The 20,518-nt window shown below is 66.7% G+C and carries 15 protein-coding genes and 3 pseudogenes; 11 read left to right on the top strand and 7 right to left on the bottom strand.

The annotated features are described in order from the left end of the window. From ACWDZ6_RS21795 to ACWDZ6_RS21780, 4 genes and pseudogenes are all read right to left on the bottom strand, one after another. A pseudogene (locus ACWDZ6_RS21795) lies at positions 1-506 on the bottom strand (hypothetical protein); the annotation flags it as partial. Positions 507-615: 109 nt separating this feature from the next. Then, on the bottom strand, positions 616-930 hold the full coding sequence (locus ACWDZ6_RS21790; RefSeq protein ID WP_451504162.1) for a hypothetical protein: 315 nt from the start codon (positions 928-930) through the stop codon (positions 616-618). Positions 931-1,149: 219 nt separating this feature from the next. Further along, on the bottom strand, positions 1,150-1,461 hold the full coding sequence (locus ACWDZ6_RS21785) for a hypothetical protein (protein ID WP_451504161.1): 312 nt from the start codon (positions 1,459-1,461) through the stop codon (positions 1,150-1,152). Positions 1,462-1,703: 242 nt separating this feature from the next. Then, complete coding sequence (locus ACWDZ6_RS21780; RefSeq protein WP_451504160.1) at positions 1,704-2,084, bottom strand: hypothetical protein; 381 nt, start codon at positions 2,082-2,084, stop codon at positions 1,704-1,706. Positions 2,085-2,420: 336 nt separating this feature from the next. Here ACWDZ6_RS21780 and ACWDZ6_RS21775 point away from each other — a divergent pair, with 336 nt between their 5' ends. The 6 genes from ACWDZ6_RS21775 (at position 2,421) to ACWDZ6_RS21750 (ending at position 11,301) form a co-directional block, all read left to right on the top strand. Then, positions 2,421-4,946: an MFS transporter gene (locus ACWDZ6_RS21775; protein ID WP_451504159.1), complete on the top strand. Its 2,526-nt coding sequence runs from the start codon at positions 2,421-2,423 to the stop codon at positions 4,944-4,946. A gap of 5 nt (positions 4,947-4,951) precedes the next feature. Continuing rightward, positions 4,952-6,946, top strand: a complete 1,995-nt coding sequence (locus ACWDZ6_RS21770; protein WP_451504158.1) for a vWA domain-containing protein — start codon at positions 4,952-4,954, stop codon at positions 6,944-6,946. A gap of 4 nt (positions 6,947-6,950) precedes the next feature. After that, the gene (locus ACWDZ6_RS21765) at positions 6,951-7,229 is read left to right on the top strand and encodes a hypothetical protein (protein WP_451504157.1); all 279 of its coding nucleotides are present in this window, start codon (positions 6,951-6,953) and stop codon (positions 7,227-7,229) included. A 345-nt stretch (positions 7,230-7,574) separates the two neighbouring features. Next, positions 7,575-8,024 (top strand): ankyrin repeat domain-containing protein, encoded by a 450-nt coding sequence (locus ACWDZ6_RS21760; RefSeq protein ID WP_451504156.1) that lies wholly within the window; start codon positions 7,575-7,577, stop codon positions 8,022-8,024. A gap of 289 nt (positions 8,025-8,313) precedes the next feature. Further along, positions 8,314-8,943: a class I SAM-dependent methyltransferase gene (locus ACWDZ6_RS21755; RefSeq protein ID WP_451504155.1), complete on the top strand. Its 630-nt coding sequence runs from the start codon at positions 8,314-8,316 to the stop codon at positions 8,941-8,943. Between the two features lie 327 nt (positions 8,944-9,270). Further along, positions 9,271-11,301, top strand: a complete 2,031-nt coding sequence (locus tag ACWDZ6_RS21750; protein ID WP_451504154.1) for a hypothetical protein — start codon at positions 9,271-9,273, stop codon at positions 11,299-11,301. Between the two features lie 65 nt (positions 11,302-11,366). On the opposite strand, the gene ACWDZ6_RS21745 is transcribed toward ACWDZ6_RS21750, so the two are convergent. Next, positions 11,367-12,029 carry a hypothetical protein gene (locus ACWDZ6_RS21745; protein ID WP_451504153.1) on the bottom strand — a complete coding sequence of 221 codons (663 nt, stop codon included), beginning with the start codon at positions 12,027-12,029 and terminating at the stop codon, positions 11,367-11,369. A 120-nt stretch (positions 12,030-12,149) separates the two neighbouring features. Further along, positions 12,150-13,365, bottom strand: a pseudogene (locus ACWDZ6_RS21740) (IS256 family transposase). A gap of 120 nt (positions 13,366-13,485) precedes the next feature. Here ACWDZ6_RS21740 and ACWDZ6_RS21735 point away from each other — a divergent pair. From ACWDZ6_RS21735 to ACWDZ6_RS21715, 5 genes and pseudogenes are all read left to right on the top strand, one after another. Further along, positions 13,486-15,693: pseudogene (locus tag ACWDZ6_RS21735) on the top strand (Helicase associated domain protein); the annotation flags it as partial. A gap of 631 nt (positions 15,694-16,324) precedes the next feature. Next, positions 16,325-16,585 carry a hypothetical protein gene (locus tag ACWDZ6_RS21730; protein ID WP_451504152.1) on the top strand — a complete coding sequence of 87 codons (261 nt, stop codon included), beginning with the start codon at positions 16,325-16,327 and terminating at the stop codon, positions 16,583-16,585. 866 nt (positions 16,586-17,451) lie between these two features. Then, on the top strand, positions 17,452-18,915 hold the full coding sequence (locus tag ACWDZ6_RS21725) for a pentapeptide repeat-containing protein (protein ID WP_451504151.1): 1,464 nt from the start codon (positions 17,452-17,454) through the stop codon (positions 18,913-18,915). Between the two features lie 117 nt (positions 18,916-19,032). Beyond that, positions 19,033-19,305, top strand: a complete 273-nt coding sequence (locus tag ACWDZ6_RS21720) for a phosphatase PAP2 family protein (protein WP_451504150.1) — start codon at positions 19,033-19,035, stop codon at positions 19,303-19,305. A gap of 90 nt (positions 19,306-19,395) precedes the next feature. After that, positions 19,396-19,596, top strand: a complete 201-nt coding sequence (locus tag ACWDZ6_RS21715) for a YegP family protein (protein WP_451504149.1) — start codon at positions 19,396-19,398, stop codon at positions 19,594-19,596. Between the two features lie 544 nt (positions 19,597-20,140). On the opposite strand, the gene ACWDZ6_RS21710 is transcribed toward ACWDZ6_RS21715, so the two are convergent. Beyond that, on the bottom strand, positions 20,141-20,368 hold the full coding sequence (locus tag ACWDZ6_RS21710; RefSeq protein WP_451504148.1) for an AlbA family DNA-binding domain-containing protein: 228 nt from the start codon (positions 20,366-20,368) through the stop codon (positions 20,141-20,143). Between the last annotated feature and the right edge of the window lie 150 nt (positions 20,369-20,518).

The raw sequence follows: 20,518 nt of genomic DNA, 5'->3' as shown, positions 1-20,518 counted from the left end.
AAGTCGGCTGCCGGGATGCCGTGGTGGTCGTGGCGCACGATTCCTGTGTGGATGCCTTCCGACACGCACAGCGCGAAGCCGTCGGCTCGCTCGCGCAGGGCTTTGCGTAGCAACTGGGCGTCCAGGAGGCGGCAGGCATGGTTGAGGTCGGAGCCCACCCACCCACCGTGCTGGTCGATGGCGACGTACCCGGTGGCGACGACTCCGCGCAGTCGGACCTGCGCCGAGCCGGACGCCAGCCGGTTGTATCCGTGCAGTTGGGCCGGAACTTCGGAGAGCAGGACGCGGAGCAGAGCCGTCACGGAGGCGTTGGCATCGATCAGCTCCATGACGGAGTCGACCCGGTCGGCCCGTATCCGCAGTGTTTCCTCGATGCCGGCGTACTCCAGGACACGATCGGCGATGTCGTAGAGCACGCGCCGCAGATACGCCTGCTCGACGTCGTCCCGGTCGCTGTACTTCTCGATGTCGAGCAGGAGGATCGTCCGGCTCACGGGATCGGTCATGGTCGCCTTTCGGTGGCTCTCGATGGCGTTCGGTCACTGCTCACGCAAGAGTGCCCGGTATCAGAGGGCGGCGCGGCTGAAGGCTCGGCCGCGGCTGTCGTCAACGGCATCATCCGGCGTCATGGATCCCGCCGTGATAGCCGCCATCGTCACCAGCCCCACAGCGTTGATTGCCGCCGCCGCGTATGCCGCAGGGCGTCACCAAGCACGCGGAGCCCACGGCGGACCTGTGGACGCCGTCCGTCGGTGACGACGTGAACGTGAGCGCGAGCTCCCCAGGGTTCAGGTAGTTCCGTGCGACCTCACGTCCAAGCTGTTCCGGCAGTTCCTCATCGCCTATGCACCCGGAGTCCTCGAGAGCCTCATAATTCAGCGCGCCCTCAGGCTGCTTCACCTGATGCTGCAGCAGCCAATTGTCGAACACGCACCCGACCCCTTCCCGCCGCCATCACACTCTGTCGCCGATTGTCCACTGAACCCAATGGTTCGGACCGCGCTCCGCGGCAGGTATCGCCGATCAGGAGGCGAAAGAGTGCAGGAACGAGGGCCGGAACTTTCTCCAGCACAACCGAGTCGAAATTTGCGCAGCCACTCCAGCAGACCCCAGTGGCACGCGCACACAAGGCATCGGTCTCCGACTCCCCTATGGGTCGCTCAGGGGTGTCGTCGAGCCACGCCTGTTCGCCCTGCTGGCTGACCGTTTGAATTCGGCTGCCGCACCTACCGTGGCGCCGCGGAGCGCGGCGGCGACGGTTGGGACTTCGTCGACGAGGAAAAGCCGGTTCCGGAGATCAAGGGCAATCTGGTCAGGAGCGAGCAGGAACAGGCCGACGACATCGCGAACATGCTCGAAGTCTTTGACGCCGAGGGCTTCCTGGGCGCTTCGCCGTACCAGTTCATTGCGACCGACCTGCCCCATTCGCCACTCGCCAATCGCCAGATACGACCTGGACATGGCCTCGTACAGCCTGGTGAAGGTGATCAGGCAGGACTACACCGACCCCGCTTCCGCCCACCGCTGGGAGCCGTAGCGATCCTTCCACGCGGTGGCCCGGCATTCCCACATGCCAGTCGGCGCAACGTGCCGTAGTCCCATCCGCCGACACCCCTCGCGCCGCCTTCACTCTGTGAGATCCCAATTCGGCGCCGCCCTGGGCGAGGTGTCCGACAGCGCAACCAGGCGTCTCTTTCGATGCATCAGCGCTCGCCGCCCGGCACGGACTGACCAGGTTCGGCCGGGGCGGATTCAAGGGCCTGTGGGGGCGCCGTGTTGTGGAGTTCGACGAGACGCAGGAGTGCGTCGACGCGCAGATCAGGATCAGTAAGGGCCTGCGCCGCCGCTACGGCTTGGTGCTCCAAAGCGCGTTGCTGCCGGGCATGGGCGCGTTCCTGGCGCTGTTGGTGGGTAACCCGACGCGTGGCCCGGACCTCCTGGTGCACATGCGTGACGAGCGCGACCGCGGCGCCGGCCAGGGCGGGAGCGACACTGATCCAGCCAGGCACCCCTGCGAGGAAGAACGCGGTCGTGGCGCTGGCGGCGGTCGCAGTGGTGACGAGCGTGGGCGTGGGCAGATTCATAGAGGACTCCCATGCGGTGCGTGCGGTGAGTCGACGATGAGCCTGTACACGAGGGCGTTCCAGCGGTTGGATATTGTCCCTGCGACAACACGGGGTTATCGGGCGATAACGGGGCGGGGACAAGTGGAGGCTCAGTCCGCGGGGGCACCGCGCACGGCGAGGGCGGGGAGACCCTGGGGCCCTGTCCGGGGCAACTGCGAGGAGAGCAACGAGCTCGCCTGGCTGCTGCGTGGATGGCTGGACGCGGCGGGCATCTCCGCGCGCAAGCTGCGGGAGCATCTGACACCTGATCACTTCGGCCCCGGCGTAGTGCCCTCCGAGGGAAAGCTCTACGCCATGCTCGCGGGCAACGACCTGGGATGGGACTTGGTGGAGGCCGTCGCAGAGCTTTGCTTTCCGGCGGACAGCGCCGAGGAGACACGAGAGCGGTGCGGGGACGCCCGGAGACTGTGGCTGGCCGCACGCGATCATCCCACGTCAGTCGGGGCTCGGTCTGCCGGTGACTGGGAACTGAGCCGGGAGTTGTCCGCGGCGAAGGATCGGATCATCGAGACTCAGGAGGAACTCGGCCGTGCGCGGCAAGCACTGCAGGTGAGCGAAGCAAGCCGGTTTCAGGCCGAGCGGGTTGGCGGCATGCTGTTTCTCCTGCTGGGCTGGGCACAGTCGAAGATCGATGAGCTGGGTCGGCAGATCGACGGCTATCAGGCTCGGCTCGCGGGCGATCCGGGAGAGCTGAGCCTGCTTGAGCAACTCCTTGCGCGGTATGAGGAGCGGCAGCGCTCCATTCAGCAACAGTTTGATCATGCTGTGCAGGAGCGGGACCACGCACAGGAAGTGGTGGATTTCGCGTCGCGGCGGATCCAGACCCTGGAAGCAGAGGTCGCTCGGCTGCGGGACCGGACGGCCGACCAGGTACCGCCGGCCGACGCCCCGCGGGGCGATGGCCCGGAGGCGGCAGAGCCGAGCCTGGCGTTTCCCAATCCCCTGGACGGGGCGCTCGCTGACGTGGACCGGACACTGGATACGTTCAAGCGTGTCCTGCACGAGGGGCACGAAGCCACGAAGGAGGCGGCCGAGGACATCGGGTGGAAGGCCGCACCCGGCGGGGAGACGGAGCCGGGCCCGGACGGCGTTGTTGTCGTGCGGGGCGAGGTGGTGCAGGACGCGGGGTTATCCGCGACAACTCCGGACAATCCTCTGAACAGGCCGGGCTCCGGTCAACCGGACAGCGATGTCGTGACAGTTGCGGCGGTGGAAGCCGAGACTCCGACTCATGGCCTCAACACAGATGACAGGCGTTCAGGCGCGCAAGACGTCGAGGACGCTCAATCAACGGTGCCCGACCCTGACGCTGTGAGCGTCGCGGTGCCATCGCCGACTGGGCGTGGACCGACGAAGACCCGAAGCCCGGCCGAGAGCGAGGCATCGAATGGCGCCCCGGTGCGGCGCGTCATGCTGATGGCTTGCGTGGCTCAGTTCGCGGTCGTCCTCGGAGCCACGGAAATGAACGTCGCCCTTCCCTCGCTTCAGGAGTCCCTCGACCTGGACCTGGCCGACGCGGCATGGCCAGTGAACGCCTACGGCCTGGGCCTGGCCGGTCTGTTGCTGTCCGGTCGGCGAGCCACCGAACGCTACGGTGGCCGCCCGGTCTTCCTCGCCGGTGTCGCGTTGTTCGGCCTGGCGAGCCTGGCTTGCGCTGGTGCGCTGCCGCCGGAACTGCTGATGGCATCGCGTGCTGTGCAAGGATGCGGAGCCGCGCTGGTCAGCGCATCGGCGTTGTCGATTGCGGCCGCCGCCCTCAGCGGACGCGGCCTGGGCCAGCTCGCCGCAGCGACGAGTACGGCTGTCTTGTGCAGCGACGCAATAGCCGGTCTCATCACCGGGCAATTCGGGTGGAGGGCTCTCCTCCTGGTCAACTTCGCGATGGCGTTCGGCCTCTTCTGTGCGGGGGTATCGCTGCCGCAAAAGGACGGCACCGACCACGGGATCATGCTCGGAATCCCAGGCACACTGGCCCTCAGCGGGGCGCTCGTGGCCGTCACCTTCGTATTCGCCGGCACCGAGCGCCATGGTTGGGGTTCGGTCCCGACTCTGCTGTCACTCGCGGCCGGGGTGGCCTGCTCGGTGGGGTTCGTGGCCTACCAGCGGTGGTCCGGCCAGAGCGCGCTTGTGCCGTTGGCACGGGTCCGGTCCCTGCCGCTGAGTGCAGCCGTGACCGTCAGCGCGCTGCTCCACGCCGCCCTGCTCAGCGAAGCTGTGTTCGTCTCCCTCTATGCGCAAAACGTTCTCGGCTATGGCCCACTGGCCGCGGGAATGGTGCTTCTCGTCCCTGCGGCGACCGTCATTGCGGTGTCGATGGCGGGGCCAAGACCGGCTTCCGGTGAGCACGTCCCGCTGTTCCTGGGACTGCTCCTGGTCGCCGCCGGTCTGGCCTGGCTCAGCCGAGTCTCCCCGGACGGCAGTTTCCTCACCGATCTTCTCGGCCCGTTGGAAGTCACGGCACTGGGCCTCGGGCTCGTACCGGCGCGCCTGGCAGGCCTCGCGGGCCGGGACACAACCTCTGACGGACTGCCGCAGCAGCTGACCCAGGTAGCGTCGCTGGCAGGCGGTGCGTTCGGCCTGGCCGCGCTGACCAGTGCTGCCGCCCGCCACGCGGAACACACGCTCGCCGACCAGCCACAGGCTTGGGGCTACGCCGAAGCCTTGTCCGCCGGATACGCGCGCGTCCTGTTGATCTCCGCGCTGCTGGCGGTCGGCGCGGCGTTCGCCACCTTGCCGCTGCTGCGGCGAAGGCCGCCCGCCGCTCCAACGGCGTCTCCCCGGACGGGTGGCTCGTTACCAACCAACGGCACGGGTGGGTGAGAACGATGATCCGGCTGGCTCCTGACGCTGAACACTGGAGTTCACGGATGCGGAACTTAGCCGCGCTGCTGATGGCGGCGCTGTGCCTACTTGCTGGACCGCTGGCCGACCCCGTGAGTGCGCAAGGCGCTGTCGTCCGCTCCGAAGGCATCGAACCGGTCGACTTTGTCGTGCTCGTCGACGCTTCGGCAAGCCTGAACAGACAGGACCTGAACAGGGAGGCCCAAGCTGCCGCGTTGCTCAGCCAGGCAGAGATCTCGGACCGATCCCGCGCGACCTTCATCGCCTTCGGCAGCGCGGAGAAGTCCGGCCAGCAGCCGGTCAACGAGATCTGCCCACCCACGGTCGTCGACGCGGCGGGACGGAAGAAGCTCACCGCATGTGTGCGGAGACTGAACAGCAGAGAGTCACTCAACCTCGGATCGGGCACTGACTTTCCCGCAGCTCTCACCCAGGCTCTGCGCCGCCTGGCTGACGGCGGACACCCTTCCGGCTCACCAAAGATGATCTTCCTCCTCACTGACGGAAGACTGGATGTGCGGGACAGTCCCTCCTACGGCTCTGACACAGTCGAGCGGGAAGCAAATGGGATCAGGGCCATGCATGACGTCCTCAATCAAGCCCAAAGGGACCAGGTGCAGGTCTGGCCACTCGGGTTCGGTGAAGAACCCGACAAGCGCGCGCTCCAGGAAATCGCCGCAAACGGCTACCAGAAAGGCTGCTCCGACCTGCCCGAGGCCGAACCCCGCGCGCGCATTGTCGCGGACTCGAGCGAGGTAGAAGCAGCCCTGCAGCTAGCATTTGCCAGCGCTCGCTGCGCCAGGGTTGCGCACGGAAGCAGCGGTCGTCCTCCCACTGAACTGAAAATAGATATCCCACCGCTCGCCGCAGCCGGCTCCATCACAGTCACCAAGGGTGATCCTTCGATCTCCGTCACCTACTTCGACCCCATGGGGCGCAAAGCCCCGCTGGCCGGCACATTCGATGGCTCAGTATTCAGCGTGAGCGGCCGCGACGGCCCCGTCGAGACACTGCGGGTGACCGCCCCGCTTCCCGGGACTTGGCGGATCACCCTTCACACCCCCGGAGGGTTGGCTGCCAAGGCCGCCAACGTAGGGGCGATGTGGCAGGGCACGCTGCACTCATCAGTGTCCATGGAACCCGCTTCCCCCCGGCCGAAAGAAGAAGTCCGGGTACGGGTGCGGCTGCAGACAGGCCGCGGGATGCTCGTCACCAGCGCATTGCAACTGAACGGCGTAAAGGCGGGGGCCCTGCTGACGGGCGACGGCTTCTCACCGACGACCGTGGTGCTGCGCGACGACGGAACCAGCGGAGACGAGAAGCCCAACGATCTCCAGTTCACAGGTTGGTTCACCGTGCCGTCAACGGCAACAGGCAAGTTGCAGCTCACCACCGACACGAAAGCGCCGGGAATGCTGCCCGACCGCCGCCCCCTCACCACATCGGTCTCGGCGGCGTCCCGGCGGCTCTTCCTGGCCGGCATCTCCCTGGACACGCACCTCACTCATCCCGGCGGGCGCGTGCACGGTCGGCTACTGGTCGTCCGCAACGACGACAACCGTCCGCACACGCTGCAACTGTCGCTGGAGGACCAGCCGACGGATGCCGAACTCCGAATCAGTCCGCGCACGGTGACGATTCCGCCGGGCCTGAAGGATCCGGTGCGGTTCACCGTCTCCTTCAGCGCCGGAACCGAATTCGGCGAGGTGGGCGGGAAGATCGTCATCAGCGACGCCACAGACGCGGACCGCCGGCTTGGAGCCGAGTTCCTGTCCGTCACCATCGGTTCCACGCCCACCTGGTGGGACCGGTGGTGGTGGGCTGTCACCACGTGCGCAGTACTTCTGCTTGCGATTGCATCCCTCTGGTTGGCCAGGCACCGGGAGTCCCTTCGCAGGCTGGTCCTGGGACTGGCACTGGCCACCCCGCTCGGCGCCGGTGTACTGGGAAGTGATATCCCGGAGCGCAACGATCCCTAGATCGATGGCGGCACGAACACGCGCCGTCGGCCTTCACAAGGAGCGCCGCCAGGCGCCCTCGCCAAACACCCCGACCCTGCTCGCCCGCGAGGTGCAGCGGATCGAGCAGGGCATGGGACGTGGCGTGCGCGACAGTGAGGACCACTGCGCCGTGCTCCTGCTGGGCGGCAACGTCGGCGTGGCCACTCACGATCCGCTCCACCTGGTCCTGTTCTCCCCCGCTACCCGTGCCCAGTTGACCCTCAGCGGGACATCGCTGAGCAGATCCACGACCAGGGCCTAGCCGTCCGTGCGGCTCTGGAAGCGTGCCTGGGCCGCCATCCGCAGTGGCTGGAGCGCGGCCGCAGGGCGCTGGCGGAGATACGCTACGACGGCACCAGCATCGTCCGGCCCGAGACCATCGCCGCCCGCAAGGCCTTCGACCTCGCAGCCGGGCAAGGATCGGATCGCCTTCGGCGGTGTCACGGCCGGGCACCGAGCCTCCTTCGGCAGACGCCTCCGTCTGGATCGGCACGCGGATCGGATTTCGCCGGGCCGCACGCTCATAGCCCTTGGCGATCTCCTTGAAGTGCTTCTCGATCGCGCGCTGGTTGATGGAGTTGCGGGCCACGTTGCCCTCCTGCCGCATATGACTCAGCGCCAAGGGTACGGAGGGGGTACGACGACGGGCCGCCGTTTCCGGGGCGGCCAAGGGGATGCCCACCGGGGCCGGGCGGGCACCCCCTGTCAGCAGTCCGGGTCAGAGCTCGCCGCCGGCGTGCGCGCGGCGCCGGGATTGGCAACCATCGTGCTTCGACTCGCGGCGGCGGGCGGGCACCGCCCGCTCTTGGCAGCCGGCGTCTCCCCTGACACCGAGAGCAGCGGACTCGGCGCCGAGGGCACACCGCTGTGCGCAGCCGCATGCTGGGGGCACACCGAGACAGTGCGCGAGCTATTGGCGCACGGCGCTGATCCGAACCTACGGGAAGATCACGGCACGGGCTGGGCCCCCCTGGACTGGGCGAACAACGGCCCCCATCCCGAAACTGCCGCGCTCCTCACCACAGCGGGCGCGACCACCCGCAAGGGACCTGCGTAGCAGCGCCATTCGTCATCACGAATCCCATTGGCTACCTATGGGTCTCAAAGCCACTTTCGCAACAGGCCCTAGCTGTCGAAGCAACCCGTGGGATCGCTGCTGAGCGGCGATTAGCGCACCCAGAGAACAAGTGCTCTGCGCCAATACCACTCAAGACTCTCGGCTCCTGCCTTCTCCGAACTACCGAGGGCGTCCCGTGATCGGGTGACGGGACGATCAGTCTCGAGGAGAAGGGTCGGCATGAGGCCGGAGAACGGCTGCGAACGGCGCGGGTGTTAGTTTCCTTCCCGTGTTGGAACACCAGGACGAGACCAAGGCGGCCTACGACGGGGTCGTCGAGCTGTATGCGTCGATGTTCGCTATTCGGTTGGAGACGCAGCCGTTCGCGCGGAACATGATCGGCACCTTCGCCGAGCTCGTGCGTGAGACGGGGAATCTTCGAGCAGCCGACGTCGGGTGTGGGCCCGGACATCTGACGGCCATGCTGCACGACTTGGGGCTGGACGCCTTCGGGCTCGACCTCTCCCCGGCCATGGTCGACCACGCCCGGCGGGCCCATCCGGCGCTGCGGTTCGACGAAGCGCGAATGGAGGCTCTCCCGGTCGAAGACGGCGCGCTCGGTGGAGTGCTGGCCCACTACTCGATGATCCATACCCCACCTGGGGAATTGCCCGCGCTGCTCGCTGAGCAGGTGCGTGTCCTGGCACCAGGGGGCTTGCTCCTGGTGTCCTTCTTCGGGACCGAGGGGCCGGAGCCGGTCCGCTTCGATCACAAGGTGGCGCCCGCCTATAGCTGGCCGGCGGAGCAGTTTGCCGAGTTGCTGGCCGGGGCCGGGCTCGTCACGGTGGCTCGGTTGCTCCACGACCCGGCCTCTGAGCGGGGCTTCCTCGACACACACTTGCTGGCCCGCCGCCCGTAGAGCGGGCCTGGGGTGGTGTAGGTCATCCGCGTGCTGAAGCGCCGCGGTCTGGCCGATCGGTTTCGATCGGTGCAGACCTTCCGAGCATCGCCGGAAGCACAAGTCGCTCCTGGTCCGTCTTCGACGGGGGCCGCAGTCGTGCCCGCCGGTTGTCCCTGCATGCAGCCGGTCGACCTTTCCGGAGTCTTTACGTCTGTCGGGGCAACCGTGTTCGGGATCACGTCTGCTAGCTCCGGTTAAAGACGAACGCCCCAGGTTGGCAGCCTTGTTGCTTGACCACTGCGGCACTTAGGAAGGGCAAGGCGCGACAAATCCAACCGTCCAGCCTTGCCTCAGGACGAACGCGGGCAGGGCCAGAAGGGACATGTCTTGTCTGGTACGTCCAGAAGAAGGCGCATGGTTTCCCGTTTAGCCGTCGGTGTCTCCATGCTGCTGCTCATGAGTGCCGGAGCGGCGAGTGCGGCCCATACCGGCGGGTTCGATGCGCACCCTGATCCGAACGCCGCTCCGTCGACCCGTCCCGCTGCGGGACCCGAAGTGAAGTCGATCGCTGCCGCCGGATCCCGCCCGGTGTCGGGCAAGAACCCAACGGCCGCGCCCTCGAAGAGGAAAGACGCTGCCGGGTTCCAGCAGGTCATCTCTCAGAAGGTGCAGCTGAAGAACACGGTGACCGACGCCGACGGCGACAGGTCAACGCTGACGTTCGAGGTATGGACGGCGGACGCGACAGGCACGCCGAAGACAAAGGTCAAGCTGAACGACAGCGAGTTCGGTGTCATCGTCTCCCCCTATATGGCATCCGGGTCGCCCGTCACGGTCGACGTCCCGGCGGGCAGGCTGTCGCTGAACACGAACTACGTGTTCCACACCTCGGCGTTCGACGGCTCGCTGTATGAGACGACGTGGTCGCCGTGGGCACGGTTCCGTGTGGAGCTGCCCGTTGACCTGACGCTGCCGACACCGGACTACACCGCGCCGCAGCCCAGCCCGTTCGACGTGACGCCCAGCACTTTGCAGACCAAGCCTCTCGGCGCGTCCGCCGCCCTGGCCGCGAAGACACCGAAGGCTACCGAGCAGTGCAGCGCCACTGATGGTGACGGGCGGCAGGTGTGCTTCGGTACGCAGTTGACCCGGGGGGAGTCACCCAAGAGGGTCGCCGCGAAGATGACTGCCGCGGTGGCAGATGTCCCCTGGTGCAACACGGAGTTCCCCAGCATCCTGGCTACCCGCCAGACCGAGTGTGACGTGCGGTCCGTTCCCGTCATCATCCGCACCGACGGGGTACCGGATGCCATCGCCTACTTCATGTTCCTGCGCCTGATCGAACTCGACGGACAGAACAGCTTCACCGAACACCTGACCATCGAGCCCGCGCAGCAGATCCCCTTGGACTTCGCCGAGATCGACATGAACCTTGGCGACCACCTGTGCCAGGGATCGTGCAAGCCAGTGCAGCCCGACGCCAGTGCGTGGAAGGGCAAGAACTGGTGGGTGCCCGGCGAGATGCACTCGGCTTCGATCACGACGTCGTACCTGTGGGACGCCACCGTCGCCGGACAGAAGTACCTGTACAAGCCGGACGTGAAGATCGATGGGGCGATCCTGCCGGCCGACGGGAAAATTCGCCCGTTCATGACCGGCTACCAGTGGTCCTTGGACTACTCCGGCGGCACATCGGAGCTGGACCAGATCCGATGCGACACCACCTCTGCGGGGCCCGGCACGGGGTGCGTGTTCGTCAACTCTGCACCGACGTACGCCTTCAACGCTAAGGCATACCCGCAGGCTGCTGCGCACGCGTGGATGATCCAGACGTACACGCCCACCCACGCGGGTTCTCTCTCCGCGCGCAAGCCCCTGTACTACATGGGCGACGAGTCGCAGAACACCCGCAGTCGCGCCCGTATCTGCCCCACCGGATGGGCCAAGGACAACGGTGACGCCAGTGCCCTGGTCGACGTGTCCGACGAGTTGAACTGTGACGAGTTCGCGTTTGCCTCGTCGTACAACAGCGGTGGCATGTCCGCGGCCGAGGGCGGCCTGAACCCCGCGGTGCTGCCCGGCAGCACGACCCCTACCGGTAACGCGTGTATCGGTACCTACGCGAAAAAGCTGGGTACGGCGGTGCACCTGTTCAGCATCAACGGCACCGACCCGACGTTCAAGGAGGTGTGCGGCCGGTCGTCGATGTCCGGCATGCACAACAAGGAATCAATGGGCGGAAACTTCGGGACGTTCATGCGCGCCATGCGGATCATGGACAAAGACGCGTACTGGCTGGACACCCGTATGACCGCGGGTAGCACTTGCCTGTACGGCAGCGCCACGCCGGTCGTCTGCAAGCTGACCGCCCAATAGCAGTTGCCCCGCCGAACAGGACCGTCCCCCACCTGCAGCGGGTGGGGGACGGTCCTGGTTTCTGGTCACACCATGGGAATCAGGACCGATGGCAGTTCTCCGGCCTGAACGGCAGCCTGGTCGATGGACAGGCCGCTGTAGTTTCCGATGGCGGTGAACACTGCCTCGGGCAGGCGCGCCCCGTGCTCCTCGTAGTACGCCACTACTTCGGTTTCATCTGTGTCCGGCAAGGACGGGTACACCGCTCCTGCTGCGTGCAGTGCCGCATCCAGGTCCGATGACTGACCGGTGTCTTCTCCGAAGTCGGCTCGCCAGGCGTGGCCGTCACCCGGCGCATGGATGATCGTCGAGGGTGGGCTCCACCGGTCCAGCGTCAGACAGATGATCTCTTCGTCCGGGCAGGGCCGCATCGACTTGACTGCCCGGTAGCCGGTCGACCACGTCGCCATCCCCCAGTCCTCCAGCACGTACACCCAGTCCTCGCGCATCCCGTACATGACGGGGTTGACGCGAGGCGATGGCTTGCCCGGCGGTCCCACCGGCACGGCGAGTTCCTTGTACGGGGTGCGTGCGGCAAGCTCGTCGAGGTCGGCACCCAACGCGATGAGGAACTCGTCGGGGTCCACGCCCCGGGCCGCGGTCAGCGATATAAGGCCGAGCATCCCGGGCAAAGCGGCAGATGTGTCCGTGCTGCTGTGTGCGCCTATCCAGGCGATCCCGTCAGACATGCCAGTCACACTACTGAACTTGAATGCGTGATGTCGGCCTGATCGTAGTCAGCTGCCTATGGTCAGGCCGGTGCCTATGAGGGGTCTGTAAAGCGAGCGGTGTAACTGGGGTTGGTGTGGCTAGAGTTGGCCTGCGGTGAGGCGGCCGTCGAAGGCCAGGTCGAAGGCGTTCATGGCGCCCTTCCAGCGCATGGTCCAGCGTTTGCGGCCGGCACCGGTCGGGTCGAGGCTCATGACGGCCATGTAGACGCACTTGAGGGCGGCCTGTTCCGTGGGGAAGTGCCCGCGGGAGCGGACGTCCTTGCAGATACGGGCGTTGACGCTTTCGATGCTGTTCGTTGTGTATACGATGCGGCGTATTTCCGCATCAAACTGGAGGAAAGGCGTGAACTCGGGCCAGCTAGACTCCCAGACGCGGACGATCGCCGGGTACTTCTTGCCCCAGGTCTCGGCGAATTCCAGGAACCGTGTCGCGGCCGCGTCCTCGCTCGGCGCGGTGTAGATGGGCTTGAGCGCCTTGGCGATCTTGTCCCAGTCCTGCCGGACCGCGTATCGAAATGACGCCCGCAGCAGGTGAACCACGCACGTTTGCACCACAGTTCGGGGCCAGACCTCGCCGACCGCGTCGGGCAGCCCCCTCAACCCGTCGCAGACCAGCATGAGGACGTCTTCGACGCCCCTATTCTTGAGCTCGGAGAGCACTCGAAGCCAGTGTTTCGCGCCTTCGTCGCCGTCGCCGGCCCACAGGCCGAGGATGTCGCGGTGTCCCTCGGCGGTGACCGCCAGGGCCACGTAGACCGGCCTGTTCGCCACTTGGCCCTCGCGAATTTTGACGTTGATAGCGTCAATGAAGACGACCGGGTAGACACGGTCGAGCGGCCGGTTCTGCCATTCGGCCATGCCATCCATCACCTTGTCGGTGATCGTGCTGATGGTCGTCTTGGACACGTCCGCGCCGTAGACCTCGGCCAGGTGCGCGGAGATCTCCCCGTGCGTGAGGCCCTTCGCGGACAGCGAGAGCACTATCTCGTCCACGCCGGTCAGCCGGCGCTGCCGCTTCTTGACGATGGCCGGCTCGAGGGAGCCCTCCCGGTCGCGGGGCACGTCGATCTCGACCGGCCCGATGTCCGTCAGCACCGTCTTGGACCGGGTGCCGTTACGGGAGTTGCCGCCGTCCTTGCCCGCCGGGTCGTGCTTGCCATAGCCGAGATGGTCGGTGATCTCGCCCTCCAGGGCGGACTCCAGAACCGTCTTGGTCAGCTGCTACAGCAGCCCGCCCTCGCCGGTTCAGCTGCAGCCCCTTGCTGCGGGCCTGCTCGATGAGCTGGTCGATCAGTTTCTGCTCGACCGTCGCGGCCTCCGGCGAGGGATCCGCTTGGTCATCGGCGTCCACGAACTCGGTCACGGTGTCAGTCACTTGATGCCTCTTCCATGATCATCAATTACTCCGGTGAGCGTACAGACCCCTCTGGCGGGCGGAGAGCGGCTGTACGGACAGTCGATGGCCCCGTTCGACTTCGCGGTCGTTGACGAGGCCCACGGAACCGCTGGTGATCTTGGTCGGCCGTGGTCGTCGATCCACGACAACACCCGGATCCCGGTCCACTTCCGGCTCTACCTCACCGCCACCCCACGCCTCCTCGCCTCGCCCCGCCCCCAGAAGGGCGCGGACGGCCAGGAGCTGGAGATCGCGTCGATGGGCACGGACTCGCAGACCTACGGACCCTGGCTGTTCGAGCTCGGTCTGTCGGAGGCGATCGAGCGGAGCATCCTCGCAGGCTTCGAGATCGACGTCCTGGAGATCCGCGACCCCTCCCCCATCCTCGGGGGAACGGAGGAGGCACAGCGCGGCCGACGTCTGGCGCTGCTGCAGACCGCGCTCCTGGAGCACTCCGCAAAGTGGAACCTCAAGACCATCATGACGTTCCACCAGCGGGTGGAGGAGGCGGAGGCCTTCGCGGCGAAACTCCCGGAGAATGCCGCGGAGTTGTACGTCACCGACGCATCCGACCAGGCTCTGGCCGACGCGGAGCGCCTGCCGAAGTCGTCGATCGACGCCGAGCTGTACGACCTGGAGGCAAGCCGCCACGTCCCGCCGGACCGCGTGTGGTCGGCGTGGCTGTGCGGCGACCACCTCGTGACCGAACGCCGCGAGACTATCCGGCAGTTCGCCAACGGCATCGACGCCGACGGCAAACGGGTCCACCGGGCATTCCTGGCAAGCGTTCGAGTTCTCGGTGAAGGCGTGGACATCGTGGGCACCAGGGGTGTCGAGGCGATCTGCTTCGCCAACACCCGCGGCTCCCAGGTCGAGATCGTCCAGAACATCGGCCGCGCCCTCCGACCGAACCCCGACGGCACGACCAAGGTCGCCCGGATCATCGTGCCCGTCTTCCTGGAACCCGGCGAAGACCCCGGCAACATGGTCGCCTCCGCCTCGTTTGCGCCCCTTGTAGCCGTACTCCAAGGCCTGCGCTCGCACTCGGAACGCCTCGTCGAGCAGCTCGCCTCACGAGCCCTGACCAGGCAACCACAGACCAAACGGCACCACCTCATCCGCGACGAAGACGGGCAGATCATCCCCGCCGGCGGCGAAAGCGTCGGCAAAAACCAGAAACAAGACGGCGCTCACGGCGCGGTCGAATCCGCGCTGCTGCACTTCTCCACCCCCCGCGACCTGGCGACCATCGCCGCCTTCCTACGCACCCGCGTCTACCGGCCCGAGAGCCTCGTCTGGCTCGAGGGCTACCAAGCACTCATCCGCTGGCGGACCGACAACGGGATCACCGGTCTCCACGCCGTGCCCTACAACGTGGAGACCCAGGTGGGCGTCACCGAGACGTTCCCCTGGGCAGATGGACACACCAACAGAGAAAGGCCCTGCGCGCCGGCGAACTCGACGACCACCGCAAGAACTCCTCGACGCACCGGAAGCCGGAATGGTCTGGGAACCAGGCGACGAAGCCTGGGAGAACAAACTCGCCGCCTTGCGCTCCTACCACCGCGCCACCACCACCTCGCCCCACGCCAGGACGCTGTGTGGGGCGACGCCGAGAATGAGCTCGTGCCCGTCGGACAGCACATGGCCAACCTTCGCCGCAAAGGCGGCCTCGGCAAAAGCCCCGAACGAGCTGCGGCCCGCGCCGCCCAGCTCACGGAGATCGACCCCGACTGGAACTGCCCCTGGCCACTCGACTGGCAACGCCACTACGCCGTCCTGCGCGACCTCGCCGACACCGAGGCCGGCGGCACCCTGCCCGACATCCAGCCAGACGTGCTCTTCGAAGGCGACGACCTGGGCAAACGGCTCGCACGGATGAGAGAGGCAACCTGGGCGCAGCTGTCCACCGAACAGCAGCAGCGGCTGACCACGCTGGGCGTACAGCCACTTGAGGCCCCCTCCCCCGCCCCAGCCGCCAAGACCGCGGCAAAGCCGAGCAAGGCGCAGCAGGCGTTCCAGCGGGGCGTAGCAGCCCTCACCCAGTGGATCGAACGGGAAGGCCATCGGCTGGTGCCGAGGGGGCACAGCGAGACTGTCGTCATCGACGGCCAAGAGCACGCACACAAGCTGGGCGTCTGGTACGCCAACCAGAAACAGCGACGAGACAAGCTCACCCAGGAACAGCGGGCCGCGCTCCGGGAACTGGGCGTCGAATGGGCGTGAGAGCCAGCCCTCCCGAAGCTCGTCATCAAGCCGTTGGCTTTTCGGCCTGCCCCGCTTCACCCCCGCCGTCAACGACCCACTCCGCGCCTACCTCACCCACGCGCGCCGCTGACCAGTACAAATCGGCCCTCGAAGCCAGTAGAGAGCGCACCCACCTATAGGCGCACCACTGCACCCACCAGAAACCCAAGATCATTCCCACACAACTACAGGGGCTGCAGGTCACCACCCGAACAACCAAACCGAACACGCCACTGGCCACGCCAAGCACACCCGAACACGACCACTCCACCAGCCCGAACTCCAACCAAAAGACAGGACACCAGAACAGAGCAGCCAAGCTCCCTGAAGATCACTGCTCCGTCACAGGGGCGATTTCGCACTGGTGCTTCGAGCAGGGTTCCTGATCGAATCTCGGTCAGGGCTTCGTGGCCGTGGTCTTCTTGGGCTGGCGGGGGAGGCCTTGGTCTTGTCGAGGTGCTCGTACACCGTCGACCGGGGCCTTGGCAACGGGGCTGCCAGCGCCGAGAGTTGCGGTGCGCGGTAAAATCCGGGATGGGGGCATAGCATGATCAACAGGCCTGCTAGGCGCACGGTCGGCTACCACGACGCCCGTAGGTTGTTCCCCCCGATGTCCACGGTTCAGTTCGATCACCTGCTGAAGCGATTCGGTATCCGCCCGGAACGCGAGCTGCTCAGCGGCGAGGAACGCTACCCCACCGACACCATTTACGCGCTGGCGCAGAAGGTCGAGGTGGGGACCGTTCGAATTCCGCCACCTACAACCGCTGAACGGCTCACCGAAGGCTTCCGTACGATGCTGGCTCTCCTGGTAGGCGGCGGGTTCCTGATCCTGATCGTGAGCTGTTTCATCATCCTGGTCCGGAGCTGAGCGAATCGGAGATCGACCGCCTGGCCGGCCCCGGCGCGCCCATCCGCGAGCATCACTTCCAGACAATCGTGGAACCCGCTGTTGGCGATTTCGGGGCTTGGCGGTTCTGAAGTTTCCCCGTGATCCTGGACACGGGGAAAATTCAATCCGCCGCTCCGCCTTCGCCCCGGCCGGCGACCTCCGGCCGCTCCCAGTGCCGGAACCCGCTGTCCACCCACGTCTCCTCGGCAGCCCGCTCCTGCGCGGTGCCCGATCAGAGTCGTTCAGGCGGGCGCCGTCGGCAACGGGCTGGACCTGGAGGGGAGCCGCGACGAACGACCCCCGCCCGTGCATCGTGCAGACGAGTCCCCCGTTCCGCAGGATCCGCACCGCGGACCATGCGCACATGTTGGCGACCTGGTAACGGTCCTGCAGCACCCGCGAGGGCGTTCGGGTCTTCGTAGACCTAGAGGCGGGGGTTGGCGACCAGTACCCGGTCGAGCATGTCGGCCTCGGAGCGGCCTAACGGCGGAGTCGGGTATTGGAACGCCCTTCCCAACAAAATTGGGGGCAACTGCTCCACGGGTGGGCAAGCTCCCCTCAGCGAAGGGGGATGGCGGGAAACGGGGAGGGGCGCCATGTGGGATTCGCGGGATTCATTGTGGTCCGATTACGGTGTCCTTGACTGGAGTGTGGCGATGCTCGCTGTGCTCCTGGCCGTCGTTGCCGTACGGGTCGCTGTGGTCCGGCTGGTCGTCAGAGTTCCCGCCCTGGCTCTTTCGCTGGGTGGACGTGTCGTACGGAGCCGTCCGCGTGCCACGGTCCGTGTCCACCGCGCGGCGCTCGCCTCCCGGCGGCGGTACGCGGCGGCATCGGTACCCGACCGCATGGTGCTGGCCGCGCAGCGCGCGGCGCTTGTTGAGAGCGAACGGACACGGCGTGTGGCTTTGACCGCCTGCAAGGGGTGGCTGGCGTGTATCGCGCTATTCCTGCTCTCGGTTGCTGCAGGGATCCTCTGGGTGGCGTGGCCGGAAGACACTTCGCAGACGGTCACCCGCAACGGCTTCGATATCCGCATTCCCGACACAGACACTGCGATCGCCCCCGCCGCCCTGGGCGCTGCTGCCGGTGTCGTAATCGCTGCGCTGCTGATGGCGTGGCAGAACCGGGCACGGCTGATGGCCCCGTACCGGCCGCCGCTGTTGGAGAGCGCGCAAGCCCTGGCGGCATGCCGAGACGCCGAAGGTTCGCTGACCCGCATCGAAGACGCCCTGCTAGCGTTGCGCCGGGCCCTGGTCACGTACGCCCGGCACGGCCACGCCACCCACCGGGAACGTGAGGGCGAACTCGTTGCCCATGCCCAGGTGGTCGGCCGGGCCCTCCACGACGCGGGACGCGCCGTCTGGAGGCAGCCGTCCGCCGGCCTGCCGGAGCTGGTCAGACTTCTGGGAACCGTCCATGACCGGGCACACGAGCGAGGCTGGCTGTCACTGCTCGACGACCCCGACCTCCCCGCGCCTTGCCCCGACCCGCCATCCGGCACGCCCCACTCTCCAGGAGGTCTGCCTGCTAGCGGAACCACGAACTGGCCTGGCAGATGGAGTACGACGCTTCAGCACACAGCTGTCCTGCTCCCCGCTGTCGCCGCCGTAGGCGCCCTCGTGTTCTCGAGCATCACCGTCCGGCAGGCCAACGACAACCTGCGGGTCACGGAACACGACTCCGTCTCCTCACGATTCAGCACCGCAGTCGGCCAGCTGGACTCCCGTTCACTCGACGCCCGGCTCGGTGGCCTGTTCACTCTGGAGAGGATCATCGAGGACTCACCTCGGGACCACGCCACCGTCCTGCAGCTCTGGTGCGGTTACGTACGCGGCCACGCGCGAGAGGGCGGACAACAGGCCGCTGAGGATGCGGAAACGGCCATGCGTCTCCTCGGTGACCACTGGAAAATGGCAGATGGACGGTTCCCCGCATGCGAGTTGAGCGGTACACACCTCAACGGGATGGTCCTGAGGGAGAAGAACTACCGGGAAGCCGACTTCACCGGCTTGGACCTACAAAGAGTCGATCTGACCGCGGCGACTGTGCGCGTTGCCGACTTCACCAATGCCGACCTGCAGCACGCCGTCCTGACGGGAGCCGACCTTTACGAAGCCACCCTCCGCCACGCCGACCTGAGGCATGCTGACCTCAGCGTCGCCGGGCTGCGGCGTGCCAACCTCGCCGGTGCAGATCTGCGGGATGCCGAGCTTGAGGGCGCCGATCTGCACGAAACCTTGTATTCCTCAAGCACCAAGTGGCCCCGAGGATACCGGCCTCCAAACTCTGCCCAATTGATCGAGGACTAGTGACCTCGCGACGTGCTTGCCTGTCCATTCGAACTGTCGAAGGCAGCCGTTGCAGAACGTCCGGTTCGGACTCCAGTTGTCCTGCTGGCCGATGAGCGGAGCAGGCCGCCCGAGCAGATGATCCCGCACGACGACGTCGAGGACCGGCCGGACTCCTCGTCCTTCCCCTCCGGACACACCGCCGCCGCCGTGGTCTTCAGCGCCGCAGTGGCCGCCGCCCCGCCCCGGTGGGCAGCCGCGGCCGCCATCCCCACCGCGAGGGTGACCCTCGAGCGCGTCCACACCGGAGCGCACTACCCCAGCGACGTCGCCGTCGGCGCCGCCATCGGCATCGCCAGCGCCTGGCTCATCCACCACGCACCAAGCCTGCTGCTCCGCATCCTGCTGTAGCGCGTCGAGGGGTCGTGTGCGACCGGGGTGAGTCGGCAGATGTCGGGTAGCCGGGAAACGACCCGTACACGACAGAAGTAGAAGGCATCCATGGCGCCACGCTTTGAGGTCCGGCACCACCCCGGCAAGGGCTACCACTTCGCACTGATCGCCACCAACGGGCAGGTCATCGCCACCGGCGAGCACTACGAAACACACCGCGCTTGCCTGGGCGGCATCGACTCGGTCAAACGCAACGCCGAGGCCCCCATCTATGACGTCACGCCTCCCGGCAGCAAGGAGGGCAACTGACGAAATACGGCTCTGAAGGTGACGAAATGGCGGGCCCGTCATTCTACGCGCCTTCCCCTCGCTCGGCCGCCTCCAGGCGATCCAACGCCGCCTTGGCCGATTCCCGACTGGACCAGCTTCCACGTCTCGACACCGCAACCCACCACTGCCCCGATACCGGCGAGGAAGACCACCAGGCGCCATGGCAGCCACCACCGTTCACGAACGAACGCGTGTCCCGTCATGAGTACACCCATCAGCAGAAGCCCAGCGGCCTTACGCAGCCACAGCTCGATCCCGTCCCACATCGCCCCGCCCTTCCCCGGCCCACCACCCATGCGCGGCCGGAGCGCGATCATACGAGGCGCAACGAGCCAGTGCCGGGCCTGGGAACTCATGCCTTCCTCACGGGAACTCCACAGCCCAGAGGTCGCATAGCCGCAGGTAGACGAATTTCGTCGCTACCCCCAACAGCGAGGGCCAGCCGATGGCGTGGGTGGGCAGCGCCCCCGACGACTGGTGAGCGCCATGTCGACCGCACCGGTGCGTCTCGGTGCGGCGGCTCTCAGAACGTTGTGACGGTCGGAGCCTGTCGGAATCCGGCGGCGATCTCATGGTGGCGTGCGAGCACCGTGTTCGGGCCGACGCGGACGTAGAACTCCGCGCGCTGTCCGTCGCGGTAGGCGTACATCTGGCCCCCGCCGGAGACTTCGATAGCGAGGATCTTCTTGCCGTCATGGTCGATCACGCGTGACTCGTAGGACGGCACCGGCTCCAGGTTGTCCCTGATCATGCCCACAACCTGGAGGACCTGCTTAGTCTCAGCCGGGCGGTCATCGCCGCGATGCGGTCGAACGCACCGTCGGGCGGGGTGTCCAGGATGTCGTAGCGGCGTCCGTCTCCAGCCCGGCGGCTTCATCCGCCGCGCCGAGGGGAACAGCCG

It is taken from the genome of Streptomyces sp. NPDC002926, from assembly GCF_053591755.1.
Note: the sequence above shows the minus strand (reverse complement) of the source record. Positions and strands in the feature narration are given on the sequence as shown.